Here is a 14,859-nt window from a genome sequence, read left to right as displayed (position 1 = left end):
AGTTCAAAAGATAGTTCATCCGCAAATGGAGTGCTATGTGAGGATGCTCACCAGGTAGTCGGCCAGCTCGCGCGGGTGCGACAGCATCGCCATGTGGCTGCCGGGCAGCTCGTCGGGCGTGATGCCGAGCCGCTCCCTGACCAGCCCGCGCACGAAGCCGGGCGGGAAGAAGCGGTCGTCGCGGCAGAGCAGGTAGCGCGTCGGCACGTCCGGCCAGGCGGCCAGTGGCCAGGGCTCGCGCCCTGCTCTGGCCATGTTCATGTCCTTGGACACCGCCCTGTCGTGGGCGAGCACCGCCTCCGTCAGGTCGCGCGGGACGTCGTGCATGTACAGCTCGATCTCGTCCTCGATCCCCGACGACGGGTACCCGGAGCGCTCCCACCAGTCGTCGGGCGCCTCGCCCGGGGCCGGGATCATCGCGGTGAGCATGACCAGGGCCCTGGCCCTGGCGCGCTCGCAGACGAGCGGGCCGACGAAGCCGCCCCAGGAGTGGGCGACCACCACCAGGTCCTCGCGGTTCGCGGTGGCCTTGACCACCGCGTCCGCGTAGTCCCACAGGGTCGACTCGGGATCGGAGACGGGCAGGTCGATCGCGACGGTGTCGTGGCCCCTGGCGCGCAGCTCGGCCTCGACCAGGTGCCAGTCGTAGGCGCTGCCGCCGCCACCGTGGATCAGCGCGAAAGTCGTCATATCGGTTATGACCGCCCGCGCCGGGCAAACTCATCGGGCGTCGCGCCGCCGGGCAGTCGCGTCTGGAAGTCGAGCACGCCCACCCAGGTCGGCCGTACGGCGATCCTGACCATCCGCAGGCCCGGCTTGTCGACCTCGGCGATGTTCCTGGCGCCCTGCTCGGGACCCGCGTAACGGTAGTGGGCCTGCGCGTACTCGGGCACGACGCCCTCGACGTCGGTGACCTCCGCCTTGCCGCGCAGCAGCAGCTGCTGCGGCGGGAACGAGGCGGTGTCGATGGTGATGGCCACGTCCGGCCTGGCGTGCAGCGCGGCGATCTTGGCGCTCCTGGGGAACGTCCCCATCACCCACTCCTCGCCCGTCCACTGGAACATCGTCGGAAAGACCCGCGGCGTCCCGTCGGCGGCCACGTAGGCGATCCTGGCCAGCTCCGTGCCGCTGAGCAGCTGCTGGGCCACCTCGTGGGCGAGCAGCCGGACATCTCCCTGGGGTAGCGTGTTCACGTCCATAGTCCTAAACTAGGACTAGATGGTCCTAGATGACAAGAGGTGGCGATGCGGAGCTACGACGACCCGTGCGGGGTCGCCCGGGCACTCGATCACGTGGGAGAGCGGTGGGCGCTCCTGGTCGTGCGCGAGCTGCTGCTCGGCGCCAAGCGCTTCACCGACCTGCGCGCGGGCCTGCCGTCCGCCAGCCAGAACGTGCTGTCGCAGCGGCTGCGCGAGCTGGAGGGTTCAGGGATCGTACGGCGGCGCAAGCTGCCCCCGCCGGCGGCTAGCTGGATCTACGAGCTGACGGAGCGCGGGCTGGCGCTGGAGCCGGTCGTGCTCGCGCTGGCCAGATGGGGTTCGCAGGCGCCGATGACGTCCGCGGCCTCGCTGAGCGTGGACGCGCTGATGACGGCGCTGAAGTCCACCTTCGACGCCGAGGCGGCGCGCGGCTTCGCTGCCGTGGTGGAGCTGCGGCTGGACCACAACCGCTTCCAGGCCTCCGTCTCGCCCGGCGGACTCGCGCTGACCAGGGCCTCCGGCGGCGCCGACGCCGTGCTGGAGACGGACCCGGACACGCTGCGCGCCCTGGTCTTCGAGGGGCGGGCCGTGGATCCCGCCATGGTCACCGGTGACCTCACGGTCGTCGAGCGGTTTCTCGGGCTCTTCCCGCGCCCCGCGATGAGTTCCTGACCCGGGAGCCGTCTACACAGGTATGGAACCCATCACCGAGATCGACCCGCGCTACAGCGCCGAGGGCGCCGAGGCCACCCCGTGGGAGCAGGCCAGGCAGCAGCTGGCCAGGGCGGAGACGTACTGGCTGACGACCGTGCGCCCCGAGGGGCGGCCGCACGTCACCACGTTGATCGCCCTCTGGCACGAGGGCTCGATGTACTTCACCACCGGCCCGGAGGAGCGCAAGGCGCTCAATCTCGAGGCCAACCGCAACGTCGCGCTCACCACGGGGGTGAGCTCGATGAGCGGCGGCCTCGACGTCGTCGTGGAGGGCGTCGCCGAGCCGGTGCGCGACACCGGGGCGCTGAAGGCCGTCGCCGAGGCCTACGTCGGCAAGTACGGGCCCGAGTGGGCCTTCCAGGTGGGCGACGGCGCCTTCCTGACCGAGGGCGGCGGCCGGGCGCTGGTGTTCCAGGTGGCGCCGGTCGTGGTGTTCTCGTTCAGGAAGGGCGACTTCGCCCAGACCAGGTATCGCTTCCCCGCGGCCTAGGCGTCCTGGGCCAGCTCCAGCAGGAAGAGCGCCTCGGTGAGGGCCACCCGGTGCAGCTCCTCCAGGTCGACCCGCTCGTTGGGCGCGTGCGTGGCGGCGTCCTCGTCCTCGGCGCCGAACAGCAGGATCTCCGCCGCGGGGAACTGCTTGACCAGCGTGTTCACCAGCGGGATCGAGCCGCCGGCACCCACGTCGCGCGGCGGGCGGCCGAAGGCGCGCTCCATCGCCCGGTTGACCGCGGCGCGCGCCTTGCCGCCGGAGTCGGCGTGGAAGCCGGAACCGACCACGAAGTCGGTGATCGTCACCTTCGCGCTCCACGGCGTGACCTGCCGGAGGAAGTCCATCACCGCGTCGACCGTGGTCTTCGGGTCGCCGGCCGGGGGGACACGGACCGTGACGCGGGCCCTGGCCACCGCCTGGACGGCGTTGATCGCGCCCGACACATTCGGCACGTCCAGGCCGGTGACGGTGATCGCGTAGGAGGACCACAGCCGGTCGGCCAGCGAGCCGGAACCGACCAGCGAAACCTGGTCCAGCACCCCCACCGTCTTGCGGAACTCGTCCTCCGACGGCCCCTGGCCCAGGAACGCGCCGCGCGGCAGGCCGGGAACGCGGATGTCGCCGTTCTCGTCGTGCAGCGCGGTCAGCATCCGCATCAGGGCGGCCAGCGCGTCGGGCGCCGCGCCGCCGAACTGCCCGCTGTGCACGGGCTCCTTGAGCGTGCGGACCTCGATGGTGAAGGCGGCCATGCCGCGCAGCGAGGTGGTGACCGACGGGTCGCCCACGCGCGGATTGCCGGTGTCGGCGACCACGATCGCGTCGGCCCGCAGCAGGTCCGGGTTCCGGTCGACGAACGCCTCAAGGCGCTCGCCCGCGTACTCCTCCTGGCCCTCCACGATGACCTTGATGCCGACGGGGAACCGCCCCTGGAAGGCGCGCAGCGCGGCCACGTGGGAGATGATGCCGGACTTGTCGTCCGCGGTGCCCCTGCCGTACAGCTTGCCGTCGATCAGGGTGGGCTCGAACGGGGGCGTGCGCCAGGCGGCGGGGTCGCCGGGCGGCTGCACGTCGTAGTGCGCGTACAGCAGCACCGTGGGCGCGCCGGGCGGCGCGGGGGCCTCGCCGTACACGGCGGGGAAGCTGCCCTCGACCGGGATCTGCTGCACGTGCGGCAGTCCGGCGCTGCGCAGGAGCTCCTCGGTCACGGCCGCGGCGGCCAGGACGGGCTGTTCGGGATGCCCGGGGAAGGCCACGGACGGAATGGCGGACAGGCGCTTGAGGTCCTCAACCGCCTGCGGCATCGCCGCCGCGACGGCGCTCTGGATCTGGTCAGGAGTCACGGGATGGTCCCCCGGGTGGGTTCTCGACAGGTACGTCTCATTGGATCACAGAAGGTTCCGCACGATGGAAAGGCGGGTGTCCCGGACCCAAATCTACATGCGGATTTCGCAGCTGTTACATACCGGTTCTGCGAATCTCGAATTTCTTGCAGAGTGTTGCGACGCTTTCGCTTGGCAAACCGCAGGTGAGCATGCAGACTGTGGGGAGTTCAGACACGAGGGAAGATAACGATGACGCAGCCGGAAAACGAGATCCTCAAGGCCGCGCAGGATCACCTGTGGTTGCACTTCACCCGACACAGTTCCTACGAGCAGTCCGAGATCCCGACCATCGTCCGCGGTGAGGGGTCGTACATCTACGACATCCACGGCAAGCGCTATCTGGACGGCCTGGCAGGCCTGTTCGTGGTCCAGGTGGGTCACGGGCGCAGCGAGCTGGCCGAGGCCGCCGCCAAGCAGGCCCAGGAGCTGGCCTTCTTCCCGCTCTGGTCCTACGCCCACCCCAAGGCCGCCGAGCTGGCGGCCAGGCTGGCGGCTGAGGCCCCGGGCGAGCTGAACCGGGTCTTCTTCACCACCGGTGGCGGCGAGGCCGTCGAGACGGCATGGAAGCTGGCCAAGCAGTACTTCAAGCTCAAGGGCAAGCCGCTCAAGCACAAGGTCATCAGCCGCAACATCGCCTACCACGGCACCCCGCATGGCGCCCTGTCGATCACCGGCATCCCGGCCTTCAAGGCCCCGTTCGAGCCGCTCGTACCCGGCTCGATCCGGGTTCCGAACACCAATTACTACCGGGCCGAGGAGTCCTCCGGCGTATCCGGTATGTCGGAGGAGGAGTACGGCCGCTGGGCCGCCGACCGGGTCGCGCAGGCCATCGAGTTCGAGGGCCCCGAGACCGTGGCCGCCGTCTTCGCCGAGCCCGTGCAGAACGCCGGTGGCTGCTTCCCGCCGCCGCCCGGATACTGGCAGCGCCTGCGCGAGATCTGCGACCAGTACGACGTGCTGCTCGTCTCCGACGAGGTCATCTGCGCCTTCGGCCGCCTCGGCACGATGTTCGGCGGGCAGAAGTACGACTACGTGCCCGACATCATCACCTGCGCCAAGGGCATGACCAGCGGCTACTCGCCGATCGGCGCCATGATCGCGCACGAGCGGCTCTTCGAGCCGTTCAAGGACGGCGATTCCATGTTCGCCCACGGCTACACCTTCGGCGGCCACCCGGTCTCCGCCGCGGTCGCGCTGGCCAACCTGGACATCTTCGAGCGCGAGGACCTGCTCGGCCACGTCTCCAAGAACGAGCCGGTCTTCAGGGGCGTCCTGGATGGTTTGAAGGACATCCCGATCGTCGGCGACGTGCGCGGCGCGGGCTACTTCTACGGCATCGAGCTGGTCAAGGACAGGACCACCAAGGAGACGTTCAACGACGAGGAGTCGGAGCGGCTGCTGCGCGGCTTCCTGTCCAAGGCGCTGTTCGACGCCGGGCTCTACTGCCGCGCCGACGACCGCGGCGACCCCGTCATCCAGCTCGCCCCGCCGCTGATCGCCGGGCCCAAGGAGTTCGACGAGATCGGCTCCATCCTGCGCGGCGTCCTCACCGAAGCGTCTGCTCGGCTTTGACGCTCCTGGGTCCGGTACGGCATGCCGTACCGGACCCGTCCCCCCACGATGAGGTACGGCACGCCGTACCGGATATTTCCTGAAAGGACCCTGCGATGAAGATCGGCGTGCCCGCCGAGGTCAAGAACCACGAATACCGCGTCGCCGCCACTCCGGCGGGCGTGCACGAGCTGGTTCGCCACGGCCACGACGTCACCGTCCAGCGCGGCGCGGGCCTGGGCTCGAGCATCACGGACGAGGAGTACCTGGCAGCGGGCGCGAAGATCATCGAGAGCGCCGACGCCGTATGGGCCGAGGCCGACATGGTGCTCAAGGTCAAGGAGCCGATCGCGGAGGAGTACCACCGCCTCCGCGAGGACCTGGTGCTCTTCACCTACCTGCACCTGGCCGCCTCCCGCCCCTGCACCGACGCCCTGCTGACGTCGAAGACCACCGGCATCGCCTACGAGACCGTCCAGGTGGGCAACGCGCTGCCGCTGCTCGCCCCGATGTCCGAGGTCGCGGGCCGCCTGGCCCCGCAGGTCGGCGCCTACAACCTGATGCGCTTCAACGGCGGCCGCGGCGTCCTGCCCGGCGGCGTCCCCGGCGTCGCGCCGGCCAAGGTCGTCGTCATCGGCGGCGGCGTCTCCGGCCTCAACGCTGCGCAGATCGCCGTCGGCATGGGCGCCGACGTCACCGTCCTCGACACCAACGTCGACCGGCTGCGCTTCATCGACGCCATCTACCAGGGCCGGCTCAAGACGCTGGTGTCCAACGCCTACGCCATCGAGCAGGAGGTCCTGGCGGCCGACCTGGTCATCGGCGCCGTGCTCATCCCCGGTGCCAAGGCCCCGACGCTGGTCTCCAACGACCTGGTCTCCCGCATGAAGCCGGGCTCCGTGCTCGTCGACATCGCCATCGACCAGGGCGGCTGCTTCGAGGACTCCCGGCCCACCACGCACGCCGAGCCCACCTACAAGGTGCACGAGTCGGTCTTCTACTGCGTGGCCAACATGCCCGGATCGGTGGCCAACACCTCCACCTACGCCCTCACCAACGCCACCCTCCCGTACGCGGTCAAGCTCGCGGACCTGGGGTGGAAGGAGGCGCTCAAGGCGGACGCCGGGCTCGCGGGCGGCCTCAACACCCACGCAGGCGTGCTCACCAACAAGCCGGTGGCGGACGCGCTCGCGCTCCCCTTCACCTCGGTCCCCGAGGTCCTCTCCGCCTAACCCTTCTCCAGACAGCCCCACCAGAGGGCCCGCCCCGACACCCTCGGGCCGGGCCCTCTGCCCATCTCACCCCCGGCGCCGCCCGCCGACCCTGGCCCACAGCGACCCGACCACGCACCCTCGCGCCCCGAGGTACGACGCTCACCCTTGGCTACGCCGCGTGCTCCGAGAAAGCGGGTCGACGGGCTACGCGTGGGTTCCCGTGGGGCGTTCCGCGTCATCGGGCGCGGTTTGGAGTCGGTGAATCTCCGCGGCGGTGCTGTGCTCGGCCGTTCTCATGAAGCGGACGATGGTGCTGAGCTCCGCGTCGTCGAAGTCGCCGAGGTCCTCTCGCGTGCGCGCGATCAGCCCTGAGTAGGCGGCGCTGACCCGGTCGAGGCCGTTCTGGGTGGGCTCGATGAGCACTCGCCTGCGGTCGTGGGGGTCGGCCACCCGTCGGACGCAGTCTGCGGCGACGAGTCGGTCGATCATGCGCGAGGCCGATCCGGTGGTGAGGTTCACATGCTTGGCCAGAATGCCCGGCGTCGTCGGACCGTGACGGCCCAGCACGTGCAGGCATTGCACGTCGGTGTCGGTGACACCCAGGCGCTCGGCGACAAGGCTGTTGAGCTGCACGACCAAGATCGCCCAGCTGGGCACCACGTCCTTGGTGATCTCGGAGAGTTGCGCTTCCCTGTCCGCCGTCATCGCGACACCCACCCCATTCAGTATCGCTGCGTCGCGCAGTGAAATCCGTGATACTTTCACTGCGCGACGCAGTCACTGCGCTGCGCAGTCATATTATCCCATCGCCTCCGGCAGAGGAGTACGGCGCAGCATGACCACACCCACTCACCTCAACGGCGGCGGAGCACCGCCCGCCACCCTTGTGTCCGGGCGCACGGCCGCCGTCGTTCTGGCCGCGATCCTCACCGCATCCTTCATGGAGCTCCTCGACGCCACGATCGTCAGCGTGGCGGCCCCGGCGATCGCCCAGGACCTGGGCGCCGGCCAGGCCGTCCTGCAATGGATGCTGGCCGGCTACACCCTCTCCGTCGGATCAGGCCTGATCACCGGTGGCCGCATCGGTGACCTGTACGGCCGCCGCCGCGTGTTCCTGCTCGGCCTGGCCGCGTTCATGCTGGCCTCGGCCGGTTGCGGGCTGGCGCAGAACCCCGGTGCGCTGATCGGCATGCGGGTCGCGCAAGGCCTGGCCGGGGGGCTGATGATCCCGCAGGTGTTCGGCATCATCCGCGCATCGTTCGAGCCCGGCGCACGCGCGAGGGCCCTGGGCGCCTACGGTGCCGTGCTCGGCCTGGCCTCGGTGGCCGGACCGCTGCTCGGCGGACTCTTGGTCGAAGCCGACCTGTTCGGTCTGGGGTGGCGGGCGATCTTCTGGGTCAACGTGCCGATCGCGATCATCGCGCTGATCGTGGGGGCCCGAACCATGCCCGAGTCCCGCTCGTCGGGCCACACCCGGCTGGACCTGACGGGCGCGGTCCTTGCCGCCATCGCCGCAGTGCTCCTTCTCCTGCCTCTGATGCAGGGACGAGAGTGGGGCTGGCCCTGGTGGGGCTTCGCCATCCTGGCGCTCTCGGTTCCGGTGGCGGCTCTGTTCCTCATCAGGCAACGGCGCTTGGTCGTACGCGGCGCGCAGCCGATTCTCGATCCCGCGCTCCTGCGTGTGCGCGCCTTCGCCGGCGGCCTTTCAGTTTCCCTGCTGTTCTTTGGAGCGCTCGGCTCCTTCTTTCTTCTCCTGTCGCTGTACCTCCAGCTCGGCGCCGGACGTACCGCCCTCGAAACCGGGCTGGTGATCCTGCCTTACGCCATCGCTTCGATCATCACCTCCGGGATCGGCGTCCGGTTCGCTCACCGCGCCGGTCGGGCCCTCCTCTTCTGCGGCGCACTGCTCCTGGCCGTATCGCAGATCCTGCTGCTTCTCATCGTCGGCGATGGCGCCGAACCCTCCTACTGGGGATTGGCCACGCCTCTGTTCGTGGGAGGTCTGGGGCTGGGGCTCACCGCCCCGTCCCTGATCAACGTCATTCTCGCCGGGGTTCCCGCCAAAGACGCCGGCGCTGCGGGCGGTGTCCTCACCACCCTCACCCAAATCGGCAACGCGCTCGGCGTCGCCGTCCTCGGTGTCGTGTTCTTCACCCGGTTGGACGACTCCTTGACCGACGGAGCCTCCAGCCTCATCGCCTACGGCGACGCTCTCACCGCGATCCTGCCCTGGCAGGTCGCCTGCTACATCGCCGCAGCCGCGCTCATGCTCCTCCTCCCCAAACACGCCCAGACCCCTCACGAGTGAGGCATGCCTCACCACCCCGATCCAGACAGCTCGCAAGGAGACCTGATGACCGACGCGCCCCGTGCCACCGTCGACCCGTTCGCCGTGACTGTCCGCGGTATCGGCGAACCTCATCCCGCCCGAGCCGCCCTGCGCGCCGCAGGCCCCATCGTCCGGGCAGACGCACCGGCCGGCGGCCCGGTGTGGATCATCACCGACGACGCCCTCGCCCGCGAGGCCCTCGTCCACCCCCACATCGTGAAGGACCCCGCCTACGCGCCGGCGCACTGGGACCCGCGAACCGCGGGCCTGGAACCCACCGCCGCCGCACAGCCATCGCTGACCACCTTCGACGGCCCGGCGCACATCCGGCTGCGCCAAGCGCACGCTCCGCTCTTCACCGCTCGGCGGATGCAGGGCTATGCCGAACGGATCACGAGGTTCGCCCGCGACCAGCTCGCCGAACTCGCCGCAACCGGTGAAACGGTCGACCTGATGGCCGACTTCACCACACGGTTCCCCCTCACCGTGGTCTGCGACGTGCTCGGCGTTCCACTCGACCGAATCGAGCAGGCCATCGCGGCCTGCCGGGGCATGCATAGCACCAACCCTCAGGAGGTGGGGGCGGCGATGACCGCCTTCGGGCAACTGGCCGCCGCCGCGCTCAGCGAAGGCCCACACGGCTTGGCCGCCGAGCTACGCGAACGGGTCCCCGACGAGCTCACCGAAACACAACTGCACTACCTGATCTTCACACTGATCTACGCCGGGCAGCTCACCACCGACCCGTCGCTGGGATTCCTGCTCGCCCGCGTCTTCGACGCCGACCGCGTCCCAGCGAAGGAAGCCACGATCGAGGAGTTCGTCAAGGAGACGCTGCGCCTGCACGCGCCGGCGCCCTTCACCCTGTGGCGGTTCACCTCCGCCGACATCGATCTCGCCGGAGTCCGGCTCCCCGCCCGCTCCCCGGTGCTCATCGACATCCAGGGCATCAACCTCCATCCCGGCCGTTCGATCGGACCGGACCTCACCTTTGGCGCCGGCCCCCATTACTGCACGGGAGCGCAACTGGCTCAACTCGAGCTGAGCGCGGTCGTAGAGGTCGTGCGGGCCCATTTCCCCGACGCACGCCTCGCGGTGCCGTTCACCGAACTCCAGCAGACCGACCTCGGCGGCATACAGGGAAGCCGGTTGACCGCTCTCCCGGTGAACCTGCGGAGCTGATGTCCGTTGCCGGCGAAGACGGCCCGATGTCAGCTCGTTGACCTGGGAGGGCCCGATCGGACGGCACACGGCCGACTTTCGGCCCCCCGCCCGAAACTCGACCTCGTCCTGCAGCTCCCGCGGGAGGGCGACAAGCTGAAGGCCGCCCGCCTGGACTGCCTGTCGCGCTCGGTCCTGCACCTGGTGACGCTCGGCGCGGACCTACGAGCACGGAAGGTCGGCCTACACGTGATACAGCCTTGGCGTACGTTCTCGTTCCGCCACACTCTGACCCCGGTTACCAGCCCCCTGTGTTGGCGCTCCCGCCCGTTCGTGGTGCTTCCGCCTTGTTCGCCGTAGATGCGCGCCGGGTTCGGCGTACCGCGTCCCGCCGACCCGGCGCGCGGTGTGGGCGGACGTATCCCCTCGCGCTGGGGCGTCCGCCTCCCGCCGACCGGGGGCGGGGTGGGGCGTTTGGATCCCCTCGTGGTGTTCCTGGCCGCGGTTTGGGGGTGGGTTAGGGGAGGTTGTGGGGGGTTTGGTGGGTTATGTCGTCGGGGGTTAGTTGTTCGCGGGCTGTGGTGATGGACCAGCGGTGGCCGAAGGGGTCGCGTAGCACGCCGTACCTCTCGCCCCAGAACATTTCCTGCACCGGCATCTCGACCTCCGCGCCGGCGGCGAGGGCGCGGGCGGCGACGCCGTCGGGGTCGTCCACCTCGAGGAGGATCATGACGGGGCTGCCGCCGAGCGTGGGCGGGGCGAGGGCGTTGAGGGCGGGCGTCTCCTCGCTGACCAGGAGGCGGCCGGCGCCCAGCTGGAGCTCGACGAAGAGGATCACGCCGTTGGGCAGGGTGTTGCGGAACACCTCCACCGCGCCGAACGCGTTCCGGTAGAACTCGATCGCCGCCTCGGTGTCCAGGACGAACAGGTGCGGGCTGAGCCCCGTGGGCCGTAGCGATGTCAAGGGATCAGGCCTGCCTCTCGCGCCGCCGCGACCATCCGCGCCATCAGCGCGGCCTCGGATCTGGCGGCCGCCACGCCCTCGGGCGTGAGCCGGTAGTAGCGACGCCGCGCGTCGTGCGGCGCGGCGGGGTCGCCCTCCTCCGTCTCCTCCACCAGGCCGTCGGCCAGCAGCCTGCTGATGGTCCGGTAGAGCGTCCCCGGACCCAGTTTGACCGATCCGTCGCCGATGTCCTCGACGAAACGCATGACGGCGTACCCATGGGCGGGTCCGCTGGCCAACGCCAGGAGCACCTGGAAACCCGCCGCGGTCAGCACGTTGACACGATAGCACCGCAGTGGTTATATCCAAGTCGGATATAACGAAGGAGGGTACACGTGGAGATCAAGGTCAGCCAGGTCACGCTGTACGTCGAGGACCAGGACGCGGCGGTGGACTTCTGGACGAACAAGGTCGGCTTCAACGTCACGACGGACATGCCCTACGGCCCGGGCGCACGCTGGATCGAGGTCACACCACCCGGCGACGGCGCCCGGCTCGTGCTGTTCAAGGCCGGCCCCGACTGGCCCGCGCTCAGCTCCGAGCAGCCCAACTACGTCCTGTTCGACGCCGACGACATCGTCAAGGCGCACGAGGAGCTCTCCGCGCGCGGCGTCCACTTCACCCAGGCGCCGGTCAAGGAGGACTGGGGCTGGTCCGCCGTCTTCACCGACAACGAGGGCCACGCCTTCCACCTCAGCCAGCGATGATCGTTCTTCGGCTTTCAGTGCCTCTTGTACAGCAGGCCATCTCGGGCTGCTGTATGGCCGGCCATCTTTACGACTCGCCAGTAGCGCCGGTCGCGGGCCCTCAGCCGAAGAGCGGTGGGCGGCGGCTACCGCGGCTTGCCGTACAAGAGCACTCAACGAGACAAGAGCACTCAACGAGACAAGAGCACTTAACAAGGCAGAGGCGGGTGGCGTTGGGGGAGGTTGAGGCGGTGGCGGAGGGCTCGGGCCGTGGTCAGGACGCTTTCGACCTCCGTGGCGCTCGGCCAGGGGGACGTGCCGGGTCGCAGGAGGGTGGTGCGGACCGAGGCGAGGTGGTCGACGGCGCTCTGGTGCAGGCCGCTGCGCTCGACGAGCCACACCGCCACGTCCGCGTGGTCGCGCAGCGGGCGCGTCATGAGGTCCCAGGTGCCGAGGATCTCCGTCAGGTCCGGCACCGGGAGCGGTACCCCGTCCCGCCGCCCGGTGGCCGCGGAGGCCAGTTCGGCCCGGGCCGTGAGCTCGGGCTCGGCGAGCCGGTCCCAGGTGGGCGGCGGCGGGTCGGCCAGCCAGCGCTCGGCCTCCTGCTGCTGCCCGGCCGCTGACAGCAGCCCGCCGAGCTCGAGCGTCGCCCGGTGGTGCCCGGCCAGGGCGGCCTGGCGGAACCAGTGCTGCCCGCCCGCCAGGTCGCCGAACTCGGCGATCAGCAGCAGCCCGAAGTTGTAGGCGGACTCGGCGTCACCGCTGGCCGCAGCGCGGCCGAACCAGTGGCTGGCACCCTGAGAGTCGTTCAGCTCCACGCAGACGAAACCGGCCATCCGCTGGTCGTCCAGCCGCCCGGCGTTGGCGGCCCGCTCGTACCAGCCCAGCGCCGTGCGCAGGTCCCTGCGTGACAGCGCGATGCCGCCGAGTTGCGAGGCGGCACCGGCGTGCTCGCTCTTGGCGGCGAGCCGGTAGTACGCCTCGGCCCCTTCGGGATCGCGGCCGGCCTGCAGGAAGAGACCCAGGCAGTAGGCGGACTCGGCATGGCCGCCGCGCGAGGCGTACTCCCACCAGCGCACGGTCTCCTCGTCCTCGCCCGCCGAGTAGGCCAGGAAGCCCAGGTCGTGGGCCGAGGCCAGGTCACCGTCACCGGCCGCCTCGCGGTGCCAGTCCCGCGCGGAGGCGATCTCGCCCGCGTCCTCACACAGCAGCGCCAGCCTGCGGGCCGCAGTGCCGGAGCCCGCCCTGGCGGCGGACTCGAACCAGCTCCTGGCGCCGGCCAGGTCTCCGCGCTGCTCCAGGAGGAGAGTGGCCAGGTTGAGCGCGGCCTCGGCGTCGCCGGTGCCGGCGGCCAGCTCGTACCAGCTGACGGCCTCGTCCAGGCTGCCGTGCTTCTCGTGCCAGACGCCCAGGTTGTAGGTGCTGTCGATGTTGCCGCCCGCCGCCGCACGCTCCCACCAGTGGCGGGCGGCCGAGCGGTCGCCGCGTTGGGCGTAGAGCTTGCCGAGCCGGTGCGCCGCCTGCGGATCACCGTCCTGCGCGGCGGCGAAGAGCTCGGCGTCGGCCTCGGACACGGAGCGCCGCGGGGAGGGAACCCTCACGGGCACCGTCACATCGGAACTCCCTTGCCGCATGTGCCCTCCTTACTCGCGCACAGCGTTGCACGTGACCATGTGGCAGCGGAGCGTAATCGAAGACTTCCTCACCTGGAGCGCACAAAGAGGTCCGGTCGTCCGTACAATTTCCGTCATGGATTGGGAACGCCGCCTGACTCTGGACGCCGGCGCCGTGGTGCCGCGCTACTACCAGCTGCGCGAGCCGCCGCGCTGGTCCCCGGCATCCTGCGAGAGGATCTCACGGGCTCGCTGTACGGCCTGCGGCTTCGGGCAGGGAGACCGTGGGCGCGGTCAACGCCGACTACCGCCTGGCGGGCCTGCTGCACGTGCCGATGGCCGCGGCGCTGCTGGCCACCTCGCGCACCACGGTCACGGCCGCCGGTCTGCCGATGGAGTACACGATCCGGCACGCCCGCGGCGACCTGGCGGTCTTCTCCGTCGAGCTGAACGACGCCAAGAACGCGCTGGGGGTCGAGCAGTGAGCGCGTTCGGCGAGTGGACCACGCGCCACGGCCTGCCCGCCTTCCGCCTGCACAGTCAGGCCCAGCCGCTGCTGGCCTACCTGCGCCTGCTCGGCGTGGAGCCGGACGACTCGGGCGGGCTCCACGCCGGGGGCGGAGGGTGGTTCGAGAGCCGGGTGCTGACGGTCACGTGAGGTTCTTCTCTGCCGCCTTCTCCCAGCTCGTGTTCGTGTTGATCTCCGGTGTGGTGCCCGCGAACGCGCCTCTGGCGTAGGTGTCGCCCTGCAGCGTGTACATCAGCCAGGCGGTCAGGTAGCCGACGAAGCCGCCGCCCGTGCCCGTGATGGTGCTGTGGTCGGCGCCCTTGAGCAGCGCCTTGGCCGCCGCGCCCGGCACCGCGTTGTAGTAGGCGGTCACGGCCGAGTTCGGCGAGATGATGATGTCGTTGGAGCCGCTGAGGAACAGCACGGGACAGGTGAGCTGGCCCACGTTGAACTTGTCCCCCGACGCCACCCAGATCGGGGCGGGCAGGGCGATCGGCACCACGGACTTGATCAGGCCGCCTGACTTGGTGGCGGTGTTCACCGCGCCGCCCGCGCCCTGCGAGTGGCCGACCGCGCCCACCTTGGTCACGTCGAGCTTGCCGTAGAAGACGCTGCTCGGGTCGCTGTTGCGGTCGACGAGGTAGCGGGCCGCGGCGATCATCTCCGTGCCGGTGCCCGTGGTGGTGTCGGTGCTGGCCACCACGGCGAAGCCCCACGAGGCGAGCTGGTTCAGCACGCCCGGGTACTTGGCCGGGGTTGAGCCTGTGCCGTTGCCCCAGGTGATGATCGGGTGCTTGAAGCCGCCCGCGCCCAGGTTGGCAGGGTAGAAGAGCTTGTAGTCGGTGCCCACGTCGGCGGTGGTGACCGCCCATGAGCCCGCGGCCGCGTAGTGCGCCTCGATCGTGGCGGTCGCCGGTCTGGTGAGTAATCCGAGGAGGAGTATGACGGCGGAGATGAGCTTCATTCGGCCCCCTGTCTTGTACGGATGACCGATCATTTGCTTCACTCG

17 protein-coding genes and 1 pseudogene are annotated in these 14,859 nt (G+C 70.0%); 10 read left to right on the top strand and 8 right to left on the bottom strand.

Translation table 11 applies throughout. The annotated features are described in order from the left end of the window. Positions 1–33 precede the first annotated feature (33 nt). Both ACIBHX_RS07595 and ACIBHX_RS07590 read right to left on the bottom strand, forming a co-directional pair. A complete protein-coding gene (locus tag ACIBHX_RS07595) occupies positions 34–690 on the bottom strand; it encodes an alpha/beta fold hydrolase (protein ID WP_397065250.1) in 657 nt (218 codons plus the stop codon). A gap of 5 nt (positions 691–695) precedes the next feature. Continuing rightward, the gene (locus tag ACIBHX_RS07590; RefSeq protein WP_397065248.1) at positions 696–1,199 is read right to left on the bottom strand and encodes a pyridoxamine 5'-phosphate oxidase family protein; all 504 of its coding nucleotides are present in this window, start codon (positions 1,197–1,199) and stop codon (positions 696–698) included. Between the two features lie 45 nt (positions 1,200–1,244). Between ACIBHX_RS07590 and ACIBHX_RS07585 the strand changes: the two genes are divergently transcribed. Together ACIBHX_RS07585 and ACIBHX_RS07580 are read left to right on the top strand one after the other, a co-directional pair. Further along, complete coding sequence (locus tag ACIBHX_RS07585) at positions 1,245–1,871, top strand: winged helix-turn-helix transcriptional regulator (protein WP_397065246.1); 627 nt, start codon at positions 1,245–1,247, stop codon at positions 1,869–1,871. A 22-nt stretch (positions 1,872–1,893) separates the two neighbouring features. Then, complete coding sequence (locus tag ACIBHX_RS07580) at positions 1,894–2,403, top strand: pyridoxamine 5'-phosphate oxidase family protein (RefSeq protein WP_397065244.1); 510 nt, start codon at positions 1,894–1,896, stop codon at positions 2,401–2,403. On the opposite strand, the gene ACIBHX_RS07575 is transcribed toward ACIBHX_RS07580, so the two are convergent. Then, a complete protein-coding gene (locus tag ACIBHX_RS07575) occupies positions 2,400–3,743 on the bottom strand; it encodes a dipeptidase (RefSeq protein WP_397065242.1) in 1,344 nt (447 codons plus the stop codon). The genes ACIBHX_RS07580 and ACIBHX_RS07575 overlap by 4 nt on opposite strands. Before the next feature lie 231 nt (positions 3,744–3,974). Between ACIBHX_RS07575 and ACIBHX_RS07570 the strand changes: the two genes are divergently transcribed. Further along, positions 3,975–5,357, top strand: coding sequence for an aspartate aminotransferase family protein (locus ACIBHX_RS07570; RefSeq protein ID WP_397065240.1), 1,383 nt, complete (start codon positions 3,975–3,977; stop codon positions 5,355–5,357). Between the two features lie 95 nt (positions 5,358–5,452). Further along, positions 5,453–6,568 carry an alanine dehydrogenase gene (ald, locus tag ACIBHX_RS07565; RefSeq protein ID WP_397065239.1) on the top strand — a complete coding sequence of 372 codons (1,116 nt, stop codon included), beginning with the start codon at positions 5,453–5,455 and terminating at the stop codon, positions 6,566–6,568. Between the two features lie 186 nt (positions 6,569–6,754). On the opposite strand, the gene ACIBHX_RS07560 is transcribed toward ald, so the two are convergent. Continuing rightward, positions 6,755–7,255, bottom strand: a complete 501-nt coding sequence (locus ACIBHX_RS07560; RefSeq protein WP_397065237.1) for a MarR family winged helix-turn-helix transcriptional regulator — start codon at positions 7,253–7,255, stop codon at positions 6,755–6,757. Between ACIBHX_RS07560 and ACIBHX_RS07555 the strand changes: the two genes are divergently transcribed. From ACIBHX_RS07555 to ACIBHX_RS07545, 3 genes are read left to right on the top strand one after another with little or no spacing between them, the layout of a single operon-like run. Next, positions 7,218–8,858, top strand: coding sequence for an MFS transporter (locus ACIBHX_RS07555; RefSeq protein WP_397065236.1), 1,641 nt, complete (start codon positions 7,218–7,220; stop codon positions 8,856–8,858). The genes ACIBHX_RS07560 and ACIBHX_RS07555 overlap by 38 nt on opposite strands. Positions 8,859–8,903: 45 nt before the next feature. Then, on the top strand, positions 8,904–10,061 hold the full coding sequence (locus ACIBHX_RS07550; RefSeq protein WP_397065234.1) for a cytochrome P450: 1,158 nt from the start codon (positions 8,904–8,906) through the stop codon (positions 10,059–10,061). A gap of 6 nt (positions 10,062–10,067) precedes the next feature. Next, complete coding sequence (locus tag ACIBHX_RS07545) at positions 10,068–10,400, top strand: recombinase family protein (protein ID WP_397065232.1); 333 nt, start codon at positions 10,068–10,070, stop codon at positions 10,398–10,400. Between the two features lie 157 nt (positions 10,401–10,557). Here ACIBHX_RS07545 and ACIBHX_RS07540 read toward each other — a convergent pair whose 3' ends face one another. Beyond that, positions 10,558–11,004, bottom strand: coding sequence for a VOC family protein (locus ACIBHX_RS07540; RefSeq protein WP_397065230.1), 447 nt, complete (start codon positions 11,002–11,004; stop codon positions 10,558–10,560). Then, positions 11,001–11,318, bottom strand: a complete 318-nt coding sequence (locus ACIBHX_RS07535; RefSeq protein ID WP_397065228.1) for a PadR family transcriptional regulator — start codon at positions 11,316–11,318, stop codon at positions 11,001–11,003. The genes ACIBHX_RS07540 and ACIBHX_RS07535 overlap by 4 nt, the downstream gene beginning before the upstream one ends. Before the next feature lie 60 nt (positions 11,319–11,378). Here ACIBHX_RS07535 and ACIBHX_RS07530 point away from each other — a divergent pair, with 60 nt between their 5' ends. Then, positions 11,379–11,750: a VOC family protein gene (locus ACIBHX_RS07530; protein ID WP_397065226.1), complete on the top strand. Its 372-nt coding sequence runs from the start codon at positions 11,379–11,381 to the stop codon at positions 11,748–11,750. Positions 11,751–11,938: 188 nt separating this feature from the next. Here ACIBHX_RS07530 and ACIBHX_RS07525 read toward each other — a convergent pair whose 3' ends face one another. Next, a complete protein-coding gene (locus ACIBHX_RS07525; protein ID WP_397065225.1) occupies positions 11,939–13,342 on the bottom strand; it encodes a tetratricopeptide repeat protein in 1,404 nt (467 codons plus the stop codon). Positions 13,343–13,617: 275 nt separating this feature from the next. Between ACIBHX_RS07525 and ACIBHX_RS07520 the strand changes: the two are divergent. Together ACIBHX_RS07520 and ACIBHX_RS07515 are read left to right on the top strand one after the other, a co-directional pair. Continuing rightward, positions 13,618–13,827 (top strand): annotated as a pseudogene (locus ACIBHX_RS07520) (UTRA domain-containing protein); the annotation flags it as partial. Then, entirely contained in the window at positions 13,824–14,000 is a 177-nt protein-coding gene (locus ACIBHX_RS07515) for a hypothetical protein (RefSeq protein ID WP_397065223.1), read from the top strand. The pseudogene ACIBHX_RS07520 and the gene ACIBHX_RS07515, both read left to right, overlap by 4 nt. Here ACIBHX_RS07515 and ACIBHX_RS07510 read toward each other — a convergent pair. Beyond that, the gene (locus tag ACIBHX_RS07510; RefSeq protein WP_397065222.1) at positions 13,993–14,814 is read right to left on the bottom strand and encodes an alpha/beta hydrolase; all 822 of its coding nucleotides are present in this window, start codon (positions 14,812–14,814) and stop codon (positions 13,993–13,995) included. The two genes, ACIBHX_RS07515 and ACIBHX_RS07510, sit on opposite strands and share 8 nt — an antisense overlap. Positions 14,815–14,859: the final 45 nt, after the last annotated feature.

The sequence above is a fragment of the Nonomuraea sp. NPDC050536 genome, assembly GCF_044457685.1.
Lineage (GTDB): Bacteria > Actinomycetota > Actinomycetes > Streptosporangiales > Streptosporangiaceae > Nonomuraea.
The sequence above is the reverse complement of the archived record's forward strand: the minus strand, read 5'-3'. Positions and strand labels throughout refer to the sequence as shown.